Annotated in this window: 9 protein-coding genes; 8 read left to right on the top strand and 1 reads right to left on the bottom strand. The window is 70.0% G+C overall.

Annotation, left to right across the window (positions count from 1 at the left end; all coding sequences use genetic code 11):
* Positions 1–2: 2 nt before the first annotated feature.
* From ACFVM3_RS34410 to ACFVM3_RS34400, 3 genes are all read left to right on the top strand, one after another.
* Positions 3–566 carry a DUF3000 domain-containing protein gene (locus ACFVM3_RS34410; protein WP_378444073.1) on the top strand — a complete coding sequence of 188 codons (564 nt, stop codon included), beginning with the start codon at positions 3–5 and terminating at the stop codon, positions 564–566.
* Positions 567–1,543: 977 nt separating this feature from the next.
* Positions 1,544–2,260 carry a response regulator transcription factor gene (locus ACFVM3_RS34405; protein WP_034318331.1) on the top strand — a complete coding sequence of 239 codons (717 nt, stop codon included), beginning with the start codon at positions 1,544–1,546 and terminating at the stop codon, positions 2,258–2,260.
* A gap of 68 nt (positions 2,261–2,328) precedes the next feature.
* A complete protein-coding gene (locus ACFVM3_RS34400) occupies positions 2,329–3,594 on the top strand; it encodes an HRDC domain-containing protein (protein WP_378444072.1) in 1,266 nt (421 codons plus the stop codon).
* A gap of 80 nt (positions 3,595–3,674) precedes the next feature.
* Here ACFVM3_RS34400 and ACFVM3_RS34395 read toward each other — a convergent pair whose 3' ends face one another.
* Positions 3,675–4,331 (bottom strand): TetR/AcrR family transcriptional regulator, encoded by a 657-nt coding sequence (locus ACFVM3_RS34395; protein WP_378444071.1) that lies wholly within the window; start codon positions 4,329–4,331, stop codon positions 3,675–3,677.
* A gap of 177 nt (positions 4,332–4,508) precedes the next feature.
* Here ACFVM3_RS34395 and ACFVM3_RS34390 point away from each other — a divergent pair, with 177 nt between their 5' ends.
* From ACFVM3_RS34390 to ACFVM3_RS34370, 5 genes are read left to right on the top strand one after another with little or no spacing between them, the layout of a single operon-like run.
* A complete protein-coding gene (locus tag ACFVM3_RS34390) occupies positions 4,509–5,975 on the top strand; it encodes an amino acid permease (protein ID WP_378444070.1) in 1,467 nt (488 codons plus the stop codon).
* Positions 5,976–5,986: 11 nt separating this feature from the next.
* Entirely contained in the window at positions 5,987–6,769 is a 783-nt protein-coding gene (locus ACFVM3_RS34385) for a DUF1989 domain-containing protein (RefSeq protein ID WP_378444069.1), read from the top strand.
* Positions 6,766–7,377 carry an urea amidolyase associated protein UAAP2 gene (locus tag ACFVM3_RS34380; RefSeq protein ID WP_378444068.1) on the top strand — a complete coding sequence of 204 codons (612 nt, stop codon included), beginning with the start codon at positions 6,766–6,768 and terminating at the stop codon, positions 7,375–7,377. The genes ACFVM3_RS34385 and ACFVM3_RS34380 overlap by 4 nt, the downstream gene beginning before the upstream one ends.
* Positions 7,374–10,940: an urea carboxylase gene (gene uca, locus ACFVM3_RS34375; RefSeq protein ID WP_378444067.1), complete on the top strand. Its 3,567-nt coding sequence runs from the start codon at positions 7,374–7,376 to the stop codon at positions 10,938–10,940. The genes ACFVM3_RS34380 and uca overlap by 4 nt, the downstream gene beginning before the upstream one ends.
* Positions 10,937–12,550, top strand: coding sequence for an allophanate hydrolase (locus ACFVM3_RS34370; RefSeq protein WP_378444066.1), 1,614 nt, complete (start codon positions 10,937–10,939; stop codon positions 12,548–12,550). The genes uca and ACFVM3_RS34370 overlap by 4 nt, the downstream gene beginning before the upstream one ends.
* Positions 12,551–12,700: the final 150 nt, after the last annotated feature.

Below are 12,700 nucleotides of genomic sequence, written 5' to 3'. Positions count from 1 at the left end.
TGGTGACCGCGATGACGTCAGTACCCGATCTCTTCCGTGAAGCCGTCGCGGCGTTGCAATCGGTCCGGCCCCGCCCCGAAGTCCAGCTGGAGACGATGCGCCCGCCGCAGCGCCTGGCGCCGTGGTCCTACGCGGTGAGCTGCGAGGTCGAAGGGCCGGCGGACGTCCTGGCGTCGGGGCGGCTGGTGCTGCTGCACGATCCGGAGGGCCAAGAGGGCTGGGACGGGGTCCTGCGGCTGGTCATGTACGTCCGCGCGGAACTCGACCGGGAACTGGCGACCGATCCCTTCCTCCCCGCCGTGGGCTGGTCGTGGCTGACCGACGCGCTGGAGAGCTCCGGCGCCGACTGGACGGCGCTGGGCGGCACGGTCACCGAGACGTCGTCGGCCCGCTTCGGCGATATCTCCGGCCCCTCGCGCACCGACGATCTGGAACTCCGGGCGTCCTGGACGCCAACGGACGCGGCGTTGCGGCCGCACGGGCAGGCGTTCTGTCAGGTGATGGCGAGTGTCGTGGGGCTACCGCCGGTCGGCGTGGCCCTCTTCGAACAGCGCCAGTCCTCCTGAGCCGCTTCCGGGCGACGCGAAGAGACCAGGACACACCTCAAGCCTCAGCACCAGCAGCCACGGCGGCTGCGCGTGAAGGACCCCTTCCCTAGTACATGAAGGCCCCCTTCCTTGCGCCTAGGTACAGGAAGGGGGCCTTCATGTACCGCCACGGACTCGCGACACGCCGGATTCCCAGCAATCGAGACATAGCATTTGGGTTATTTTGCGATTTCCGGCCACCTAGCGGCGCTAGGAAAGCTAGCGGCACTAAAGGTCCCTTGCTTCCGCCCGCGGATCCATGAAGGGCTCCTTCCCTGCCCTCAAGGTAGGCAAGGAGGCCTTCATGGACAGCCGTCACGCTCGCAAGGGCGCCCAGGAACGCCTCCACTAGTCCATCTGCGAGCACTCAGAGCGCCTGTACGCCCCCGAGCGACCCTTCAGGGTCATCTGGACCAGACCGCCTCCGACCAGCGCGGAGTCGGCCACTCAGAGGTCTGGACCACCCCGTTCGTGCTAACCGGGCTGTCACCGTCCGCTACAAGATCGAATCCGGCCACGAGCCCTCCGCGACGCTTCCGCAGCGTCACCATCATCGTCACCGAGCGAAGCGATCATGACGCTCCGCGAAGTTGATCAAGCCCCACGCCGGAGGCGATTTCCGACCCTCAGCGCATCGCCCGCCGAGGCTCCCGGGCAGAGGCACCGGCAGGTGCACGGCCCATCTGCACAGTCGGTCGGCCCCCGGTAACTCAAGTCCATCGTGTTCTTTCGGCGATGTGTTAGCCACCGGCTGTGTACTAGCCCGATCGTGTTACTACGAACTCCCTGAGTGACTACCCGTTTGAGATAGATACCCATTCGATCCCCCCGCGAAGGCCTCAGGGCGGCTACAGTGCCATCGACGACACCACTTTCGGTCTAAAGCTGGCGCGGCTAAACGGCCGAAAGTCCCGGTGCCGGTCGGGGGGCACGACCGACTCCAGGGAGGTAGTGACGTGGCTACCGTCGGCATTTCTCAGGCCGTCCGATCCACGCCAGCCGGTTCATTGCCGGCGAGCATGGTTCCGCACCCGCGGGAAGAGCTTTTTTCCGTGTTGGTGGTCGATGACCACCCGCTGTTGAGGGAGGCAATCTCAGCAAGACTCGCACAGATGGGTGCGGGCACCGTCCACGAGGCCGCCACGGTGGCCGAGGCGAGGGCGCGAGCACAGGCCACCGGGCCTTGCGACCTGGCGATCCTCGATCTCGGACTGCCGGATGGCAGCGGCATCGAGCTGGTTACGGAACTCCGTAGCCACGGCTGGCCTCGAGTAGTGGTGCTCGCTTCATCAGACGACCCGTACGCGGTCAGGTCGGCGTTCCAGGCCGGCGCCCAGGCATACCTGCTCAAGTCGGCATCGCCGGTCGTAGTGACCGACGGCGTTCGCAGGGTGCTCGAGGGCGGCGTCTACGCGGACCCGAGCGTCGCACCGGTCCTGGCCACCGGCACCCGGGTCGCCGGCACCGACAACACCCCGCGTGAGCTTTCGGCGCGCGAGGTCGAGGTGCTGCAGCTCGTGGCCGACGGCCAGAGCAACAAGGAGATCGGCGAGGAACTCAGCCTCTCCGCTCTCACCGTGAAGTCTCACCTCTCCCGCATCGGGCGCAAGCTCGGCACGGGTGACCGGGCTCAGATGGTGGCGCTGGCCATGCGTGCCGGCGTGATCCGCTGACAAAGGCGAACAGCCCTGCGGGGCGGGCGGACCAGGCGCGGCCCGCTCGTCCCGTAGGGTCTTCACCTATGGAAGGCGACCGACCCGGAGAACCGCAGACGGACCCGAAGACCGGCACCGACGACACCGGTGGCCCGGTCCTCCTGCGTGAGCCCGCCGAGGGCACTCCACCGGTGATCGCCGACGCGACCGCCCTCGCCGAAGCCTGCGCGAAGATCGCGGGCGGCAGCGGGGCCATCGCCGTGGACACCGAACGCGCGTCCGGCTACCGATACTGGCCGAAGGCCTATCTCGTGCAGCTGCGCCGCGAAGGTGCCGGCTCCTTCCTCATCGACCCCATTCCGCTCGAAGGGCAGCTCGAACCCCTCGCGGAAGTGCTCAACAACGCCGAATGGGTGCTGCACGCGGCCTCTCAGGACCTGCCGTGCCTCGCCGAACTCGACCTGCGCCCGAAGAGCCTCTTCGACACCGAACTCGCCGGACGGCTCGCCGGATACGAACGGGTCGCCCTCGGCACCCTCGTCGAGCTCCTTCTCGGCTACCAGCTGGAGAAGGGCCACAGCGCCGCCGACTGGTCGAAGCGTCCGCTTCCCGTCGACTGGCTGAACTACGCCGCCCTCGACGTCGAGCTGCTCATCGAGCTGCGCGAGAAGCTCGAAGCCGACCTGGCCGCCCAGGGCAAGCTCGAATGGGCTCAGCAGGAATTCGAGGCCGTCCGCACCGCGCCGCCGCCCGCCCCTCGGGCCGAGCCGTGGCGCCGGACGTCCGGCGTGCACAAGATCCGCAGCGCCCGCGGCCTCGCAGCCGTGCGCGAACTGTGGCAGGCGCGCGACGAACTCGCCCGCAAACGCGACCGCGCGCCGAGCCGGATCCTGCCCGACAGCGCGATCATCAACGCCGTCACCGCCGACCCGAAGACCGTCGACCAGTTGCAGGCGCTGCCGGTGTTCAGCGGCCGGGTCCAGCGCAAGTACACCGCGAGCTGGCTGCGGCACCTCCAGGCCGCCCGCGCGCTCCCCGCCGACGAGCTGCCGACCCCCGCGCAGCAGACCGACGGCCCGCCGCCGGTGAACCGGTGGTCGGACAAGGATCCCGACGCCGCCGCCCGGCTTTCGGCCGCCCGCGCGGCGCTGTCCGCGATCGCGGAGGACCGGCGGCTTCCGGTGGAGAACCTGCTGCTGCCGGAGCTGGTGCGCCGCACCTGCTGGCGTCCGCCCGCGGACCTGAGCGAGGACTCGGTCGCCCAGGTCCTCCGCGACGGCGGTGCCCGGCCTTGGCAGGTCGAGCTGACGGTGGCGGCGCTGAGCAAGGCACTCCACGCCACCCCCGCCTGACCGGGAGCTGAAGGACGCCTTCACCGCATGTCACGCGGTGAAGGACGCTTTCGTCTCACCACATGAGGTGAAGGACGCTTTCAGCCCTCCAGCAGCGACCGCGCGGCCACACGCAGCGCGGCGTCCGGTTCCCCGATACCGGCGAGCCTCAGCACACCGTCGGCCCCTTCGACGGCGTGCGCCTCGACGTCCAGATCCGGCTGGTCACGCCGGACGATCGCGATGCTCTCGACGAGCCCGAACACGAGGTCGGTCCGGATGCCGCGAAGGTCCCCGGGGACACCGGCCGCCGCGACGAGCGAGCCGTAGACGTGTTTGAGCTCTGCCCGCTCGGTCCGGAAGCGGGCCAGCCGCGGCGACGAGATCTCCGGCAGCAGGTACAGGGCGCCGAGGTTGTGCCGCGCGCTGCCGAGCAGGTGGATGTCCGCGTAGGCCAGCGCCCACAGCCGCGTGCCGACCGGCGCGAGCTTGGCCGAAAGGGCGCCCGCGACGTCCAGTGACGGCCGGACGGTGTCCTCCAGCAGCGCCGCGAGAATGTCCTCTTTGGACGGAAAGTGGTAGTAGAGCGAGGCCTGGCGCAGTCCGGCGCGTTCGGCGATGGCCCGTGTGGTCGTCGCCGCGTACCCGGCGCCGGTGAACAGCTCCCCCGCCGCGTCCAGGACGGCGAACCGTGCCTCCCGTTTGCTCGCGGCGGCGCCGCTGGCTCTCGGCCTGCCCACCCCGGTCGTTTTCGTCATCTATCCGATCCTGCCATTTCTCCGCGAAGATCTTTGTTACGTCCGGCGGTCGGCCCAGGTTACCGAATCCGGTATCTGTTAACACCGCGCTTACCCGGCGGAGATCGGAAGGATCCCGCACGCGCTTAATTTCGGTCAGCCGATCGAAATCCGGCCCTTGAGACAGGAGCCTCCGCAATGCCTTCCGAGGACCTTTCCGCCTTCGGGTACCGCCAAGAACTTCGCCGTACACTGGGCGGTTTCTCCGCCTTCGCCGCGGGTTTCTCCTTCGTTTCCATCCTTACGACGGTGTTCCAGCTGTTCGCCTTCGGCTATTCCTTCGGTGACACGCTCTTCTTCTGGACGTGGCCGCTGGTGATCGCCGGGCAATTGCTCGTCGCGCTCAACTTCGCCGAACTCGCCGCCCGATTCCCGCTGGCAGGATCGGTTTACCAGTGGGCGAAACATCTCTCCCCCGGATTCGCGGGGTGGCTCGCCGGCTGGATGATGCTGGTGGGCTGCGTCGTGGCCCTCGCCGGCGCCGCGATCGCGCTGCAGGTCGTCCTCCCGTCGGTCTGGAGCGGGTTCCAGCTCGTCGGCGGGGATCCGGCGATCACCTCGCCGACCGGCGCCAGCAACGCGGTCCTGCTCGGCACCCTGCTGATCGTCCTCACCACCGCGATCAACGCGGGCGGCGTGCGGCTCATGGCGCGGATCAACGACATCGGGGTCGGGGCCGAACTCGTCGGCGTCCTCGTGCTGATCATCGGTCTCGCGCTGTTCGCCGTCCGCGGCCCGCAGGTCGTGCTCGAGCCCGCCGGCGAAAGCCCGGGAGCCGGCGGCGTTCTCGCTTCGGCACTGATGGCGGCCTACGTCCTGTACGGCTTCGACACCGCCGCTTCCGTCGCCGAAGAGACCAAGGACGCCCGCCGTATCGCCCCGCGCGCCGTGCTTCGCGCGCTGTTGATCTCCGGGGTCGGCGGCCTCGCCGTCGTCATCACCGCGCTGATGGCGGCACCGAGCCTGACCGACGGGCAGCTGGCCGGGAAAGGCCTGCCCTACGTGATCACGGCCGTCTTCGGCGACACCCTCGGCCGGGTCTTCCTCGCCGACGTCGCGATCGCGGTCGTCGTCTGCACCCTGACCATCCAGACCGGCACCGTCCGGCTGATCTACTCGATGGCCCGCGACGGCGCGCTCCCCGGCGCCGGGAGGCTTTCCGCCGTCAACGCCCGCACCGGGACGCCGATCGCGCCCGCGGTCCTTTCCGGGGTGCTCGCCATCGGGCTCCTGCTGCTGAATCTGGGGAATCCGACCATCTTCAGCACCATCACCGGCACTTCGGTGGTCGTGGTCTACCTGGCCTATCTCCTGGTGACCGGACCGCTGCTGATCCGGCGCCGTCAAGGCCGGTTCAGCGCTGAACCAGGCCATTTCTCCCTGGGACGATGGGCTATTCCGGTCAACATCGCGGCAGTAGGGTACGGCGCGATGATGATCGTCAACATCGCTTGGCCACGAGCCGAGATCTACGACCTGGCCGGCACCGGTTCCGTCTGGGTCCTGTTGTTCCCGATCGAGTTCGTCGGCGCCGCGCTGCTCACCGGCTACCTCTGCTGGCGCCGCCGCTCCGCGCTCACCACGGTTCCCGTCCCCGCGACCTGAAGGAAGGTTCCATGAGCACGACATCGACCACGTACGGCGCTCGCGACCACGCCCGCGCCCAAGCGGGCACGGTGGCCGAAGCGATGCCCGCCATCCCCGCGTCCACTTGGCCGGATCCGCCGCCCGGGATCGACCCGGCGAAACTGGTCTGGGCCGAGACCGTCGCCGCCGGCGGCTACACCCACAAGGTCCTCGCCCGCGGCACCGAGCTGCGGCTGACCGACGTCGAAGGCGACGCCTGCGCGCATCTGCTGCTGTACAACGCGGACCAACCTTGGGAGCGGCTGAACGTCGCGGACACGGTGAAGGTCCAGTGGAACGCCTATCTCGGCGAGGCGATCGCCCTGCTTTCGGACCAGGCGCGGGTGCTCGCGACCGTCGTCACCGACGAGAGCGGCAAGCACGACGCTCTCTGCGGCACGTCCACTGTGGACGGCAGAAGGCTGTTCACCCTCGCCGCCGCCAAACACGGTCTCACCCCGCGCGACCTGCCACCGAGCCTGTCCTTCTTCCAGGGCGTGCACGTGGAGACCGACGGCGGGCTGACGTTCACCGGTTCGGCGGGCGCCGGTAAATCCGTGGTCCTGCGCACGGAACTGCCGGTGATCGTCCTCATCGCCAACGTGGCGCATCCGCTCGACCCGCGCCCGGACTCGCCGCTCACCCCGTTGCGCGTCCTCGCCCAGCGCTCCACACCGTCCACTCCGGACAGTCCTGAATGGACTGCGTCACCCGAGGCACAGCGCGCCTTCGAGAACACCGCCGACTACCTCACCGCAAGGGGCCTGGCATGACGATCATCTCCGACACCGAGGTCGCCGCGCGGGCGCCGTATTCCACCGTGCTCCGCGAGGGCGAGACACTCGCGATCATCGATCTCGGCGGCAACCAGGCCGTCGACTTCCTCTGCTACGACGCCGCCGACACGGCGAAGAGATACAGCGCGGCCGCCACGATCGCCGCGCAGCGCAACATCTTCCTCACCACCGGCAGCGTCCTGCGCACCGGCGAGGGCGCCCCGCTGCTGACCGTCGTCGAGGACACCTGCGGACGGCACGACACGATCGGCGGCGCCTGCAGCAAGGAGTCGAACAGCCTCCGCTATGGCCAGCACACGCGGTACCAGCACGCCTGCGTCGAGAACTTCCTGACCGAGGGCGCGAAATGGGGCCTCGGCAAACGGGATCTGGTCAGCAACGTCAACTGGTACATGAACGTGCCGGTGGAACAGGACGGCACGCTCGGCATCGTCGACGGCATTTCGGCGCCCGGCCTGGAGGTCAAGCTGCGCGCCGAAACCGACGTCCTGGTCCTGGTGTCGAACTGCCCGCAGATCAACAACCCGTGCAACGGCTTCGACCCGACGCCGGTCCGGATGATCGTCACCGGTGGTGACGCGTGAAGCTGCTCGTCGCCAACCGGGGGGAAATCGCGGTCCGCGTCATCCGGACCGCCAGGGAGATGGGCATTCCGACGGTCGCCGTCCACTCCGACGCCGACCGGACGGCCGCGCACGTCCGGCTTGCCGACGAAGCCGTCCGGCTCGGCCCGGCGCCGGCGAGGGAGAGCTACCTCCTCGCCGACGCCATCGTCGAAGCCGCCTTGAAGACCGGGGCGGACACGATCCACCCGGGCTACGGTTTCCTGTCCGAGGACGCCGCGTTCGCCAGGGCGGTGGAAGCGGCAGGGATCCGGTTCGCCGGGCCCACCGCGGACCATCTCGAAGTCTTCGGCAGCAAGCACACCGCGCGGACGAAGGCCGCCGAGGTCGGTGTCCCGATGCTGCCCGGCACCGGGCTGCTGAACACGGTGGCCGACGCCGAGGCGGCGGCCGCCGAGGTCGGCTATCCGGTGATGCTCAAGGCCACCGGCGGTGGCGGCGGGATCGGCATGCGCGCCTGCGCGTCCGCGGTCGAACTGCGGGACGCCTGGGAAGCGGTGCAAAGCATCGCGGCCAAGAGCTTCTCGACCCCGGGTGTGTTCCTCGAACGGCTCGTGACGCACGCGCGGCATGTCGAAGTCCAGGTGTTCGGCGACGGCGCGGGCACGGTGCTGGCGCTCGGCACGCGGGACTGCACGCTCCAGCGGCGCAACCAGAAGGTGCTCGAAGAGTGTCCCGCGCCGGGCTTGCCCGAAGCGGTGCGGGAGAAACTGGCCTCGACAGCCGTGGCCCTCTGTGCTTCCGTGCGCTACCGGTCGGCCGGGACGGTGGAGTTCATCTACGACCCGGACCGCGAAGAGGCCGCGTTCCTCGAAGTGAACACGCGGCTGCAGGTCGAGCATCCGGTCACCGAGGCGGTGTACGGAATCGACCTCGTCGAGTGGATGCTCCGGCTCGCCGACGGCGACACCGGGATGTTCACGACCACGCCGTCACCGCGCGGGCACGCGGTCGAAGCACGGGTCTACGCCGAGGACCCGGCCGCCGGGCACCGGCCGAGCGCGGGCCTGCTGACCCGCGCGGACTTCCCGGACGGCGTCCGGGTCGACACCTGGGTCGAAGCCGGGGCGAACGTGACGACGCATTACGACCCGTTGCTCGCCAAGGTGATCACCGTCGGCGAGGACCGGGCCGGGGCACTGTCCGCGCTGGACGAGGCGCTCGGCGAAAGCCGGGTGGACGGCGTCCGGACGAACCTCGGCCAGCTGCGCGCGGTCGTCGCCGATCAGCGGCTGCACGACGTCACCCACGACACCGCGACACTGGACACGATCGCCGATCCCGAACCGCGGATCGAGGTCCTGCGGGGCGGCACGATGACCACCGTCCAGGACTGGCCGGGGCGGCTGGGCTTCTGGCACGTGGGGGTCCCGCCGAACGGGCCGATGGACGATCTGTCCCTGCGCCTGGGCAACCGCGCACTGGGCAATCCCGAAGGCGCGGCGGGCCTTGAGTGCACTGTGGACGGTGTCTCCCTGCGGTTCACCGATGACGCAATCGTTTGCGTCACGGGATCGCCGTCGCCGGTGACCGTCGACGGCGCACCTGTTCCCCAGTGGACACCCGTCGGGATTCCCGCCGGCGGCGTGCTCGACGTCGGCACCGGGACCGCCGGACTCCGCGCGTACGTGCTCGTCCGCGGCGGCATCGACGTGCCGGCCTTTCTGGGCAGCGCGGCGACGTTCACCCTCGGCGGCTTCGGCGGGCACGGTGGGCGCGCGCTGGCGACCGGGGACGTCCTCTCCCCTGGCCCGGAGCCGGAGAACGCCGTCAACGGACCCGTTCCCGAAGCCGAACGCCCCGTTTTCGCGAAGCACTGGGAGATCGGCGCGTCGGAGGGACCGCACGCCGCGCCGGAGTTCTTCACCCAGGACGACGTCGAGACGTTCTACGCCACGGATTGGGAAGTGCACTTCAACTCCGCGCGGACCGGTGTCCGGCTCGTCGGGCCCCGGCCGCGCTGGGCGCGGGAGGACGGCGGCGAGGCCGGGCTGCATCCCTCGAACATCCACGACACGCCGTACGCGATCGGCGCCGTCGACTACACCGGCGACCTGCCGATCCTGCTGGGCCCGGACGGGCCGAGCCTCGGCGGCTTCGTCTGCCCGGCGACCGTGGTCACCGGGCAGCGCTGGAAACTCGGCCAGCTGCGGCCGGGTGACACCGTGCGGTTCGTGCCGATCACGACCGAGCACGCGGGCTCTTTGCGTATCGCGCCGGGCTCGGCGGTCAAGGCGAGCCGGAAGCCGATCGACGACGGCGGCGTCCTCGGCCGTCTGTCCACATCGGACGAGAACCCCGAGGTCACCTACCGGCGCAGCGGCGACGACAACCTGCTGATCGAGTACGGGCCGATGAAACTCGACCTTGCCCTGCGGATGCGGGTCCACGCGCTGGCCGACCGGCTGGCCACGGAAGGGCTCGACGGCGTCGTCGACCTGACGCCGGGCATCCGCTCGCTGCAGGTGCACGTCGATCCGGACGTGCTGCCGGTACCGAAACTGCTCGGGCTCGTGCAGGAGGTGGAGCACGATCTGCCGCGCACCGCCGATCTCGTGGTGCCGAGCCGCACCGTGCGGCTGCCGTTGTCGTGGGACGACCCGGCGACGCGCGAGGCGATCGAGCGGTACATGGCGGGCGTCCGCGACGACGCGCCGTGGTGCCCGTGGAACATCGAGTTCATCCGGCGGGTGAACGGTCTGTCCAGTGTGGACGACGTCTACCGCACGGTGTTCGACGCGGAGTACCTGGTGCTCGGCCTCGGCGACGTCTATCTCGGCGCGCCGGTGGCCACTCCCCTGGACCCGCGGCACCGGCTGGTGACCACGAAGTACAACCCGGCGCGGACCTGGACCGCGGAGAACTCGGTCGGCATCGGCGGCTCGTACCTGTGCATCTACGGGATGGAAGGGCCCGGCGGGTACCAGTTCGTCGGGCGGACCGTGCAGGTGTGGAGCGGCTGGCGGCAGCGCGGGTCGTTCGAGCCGGGTTCGCCGTGGCTGCTGCGGTTCTTCGACCGGATCTCGTGGTATCCGGTGACCGCCGAGGAACTGCTCGACCTCCGGGCACAGAGTTCGGCGGGGGAACTGGAACTCGACATCACCGACGGCGAGTTCGCGCTGGCCGACCACGAACGGTTCCTGACCGACAACGCCGCCGACATCGCCTCTTTCCGGGCGAAACAGAGCGCGGCGTTCGAGGCGGAACGACAGGCCTGGGCGGCGGCCGGCGAATTCGACCCGCGGCCGGAACCCGTCGGAGCCAAGGTCCCGACCACGAAGGTCGAGGCGCCGCCCGGGGGGCACGTCGTCGAGGCACCGTTCGCCGCGACCGTCTGGCGGGTGGACGTCGAACCCGGCAAGGAGGTCGACCCGGCGGAGACACTGGTGATCCTCGAAGCGATGAAGACCGAGGCGCGGATCCCCGCGCCCGCCGCCGGGGAGGTCGTCGAGGTGCTCGTCTCCCCCGGCGATCAGGTCGCCCCCGGCACCCCGCTGGTGGTACTGGGAAGGAGCGCGGGATGAGCGTGCTGGAACGGGTGCGCGCCGCGTACCACCGGATCGCGCGGGTCGACCGGCCCGAGATCTGGATCGACCTGCGTCCGGAGCGAGACGTCCTCGCCGACGCGGAGAAGCTGGATGCCCGTCGTGCGGCGGGGGAATCCTTGCCGCTGTACGGGAAACTGGCCGCGGTCAAGGGCAACATCGACGTCGCCGGGCTGCCGACGACGGCGGCGTGCCCCGAGTACGCCTACCTGCCCGCCGAGGACGCGCCGGTGGTGGCGCGGCTGCGCGCGGCCGGGGCGCTGATCCTGGGCACGACCAATCTGGACCAGTTCGCGACCGGGCTGGTCGGCACGCGCAGCCCGCACGGCGCGGTCCGGAACGCGATCGATCCGGCGTACGTTTCGGGCGGGTCGAGTTCGGGGTCGGCGGTCGCGGTGGCGCTCGGGATCGCGGATCTCGCGCTGGGCACCGACACCGCCGGCTCCGGCCGGGTCCCGGCGGCGTTCAACGGGATCGTCGGGCTGAAGCCGACGCGGGGGTTGCTGCCGACGACCGGTGTCGTCCCCGCGTGCGCGAGCATCGACTGCGTGACCGTGTTCGCGCGGACGGTCGACGAGGCTTCGGCGGCGTTCGCCTGCCTGAGTGAGCCCCGGGACCTACCGGTGCTGAACCGCCCTTTCCGGATCGGTGTGCCTGAGGAGCTGGGCCCGTTGCAGGAAGGCTGGGCCGAGGCGTTCTCCGCGGCGGCTCACGACTTCCGGGACGCGGGCGCCGAACTGGTCCCTGTCGACATATCGGCGTTCCTCGCCGCGGCGCGCCTGCTGTACGAGGGCGCCTTCGTGGCCGAGCGGTACTCGGCGGTCGGCGAGTTCATCGACGCCCATCCGGACGCAGTCGATCCGGCCGTTCGGCGGATCATCGGTGCGGCGAAGGACATCCCGGCGCACCGGTTGTTCAGCGACCTCGCGACGCTCGATGGTCTTTCCCGGGAAGCGTCGGCAGTGTTGTCCACTGTGGACTGCCTGCTGCTGCCCACGACGACGGAACACCCGACTATCGCCGACGTCGAGGCCGATCCGCTGGGTGCGAACGCCCGGCTCGGCCGGTTCACGAACTCGACGAACCTGCTGGGCCTGTCGTCGCTGGCCGTGCCCGCCGGAACCGTCGGCGGGCTGCCGTTCGGGGTGATGCTGGTCGGCGCCGCGTACGCCGACCGGATCCTCGCCGACGTCGCCCGCTCGGTGCCGCGGCGGACGCGGATCGCCGTCGTCGGCGCCCATCTGCGCGGGCAGCCGCTGAACCACGAACTGACCTCGCGGGGCGGCCGGTTCGTCTTCTCCGGGCCGACCGCGGCCGAGTACCGGCTCCACGCGCTGGACACCGCGCCGCCGAAGCCCGGTCTCGTCCGGGTCGCTTCGGGCGGCGCGGCGATCGAGGCCGAGGTGTGGGACCTGCCTTTGGGCGGCTTCGGCGAGTTCGTGGCCGGCGTTCCCGCGCCGCTGGCGATCGGGAAAGTACGGCTGGCCGACGGGAGCGAGGTGTCCGGGTTCGTCTGCGAGCCCGGCGCGGTGGCGGGCGCCGAGGACATCACGGAGTACGGCGGGTGGCTGGGGTACCTGAGCCGCTGAGTCACGTCGTGACCCGGCATCGCGGCTGACGTGTCGCGAAAGCCACTTTCGGGACATCAGACGTCGCGAAAGTGGCTTTCGCGGCATAGTGCCGCCGTCGACCCCGCAGGAACGTTGCGAAAGCCACTTTCGCAACGTTGAAGGTTGCGA

The sequence above is a fragment of the Amycolatopsis sp. NPDC057786 genome, from assembly GCF_042797905.1.
Lineage (GTDB): Bacteria > Actinomycetota > Actinomycetes > Mycobacteriales > Pseudonocardiaceae > Amycolatopsis.
The sequence above is the reverse complement of the archived record's forward strand: the minus strand, read 5'-3'. Positions and strand labels throughout refer to the sequence as shown.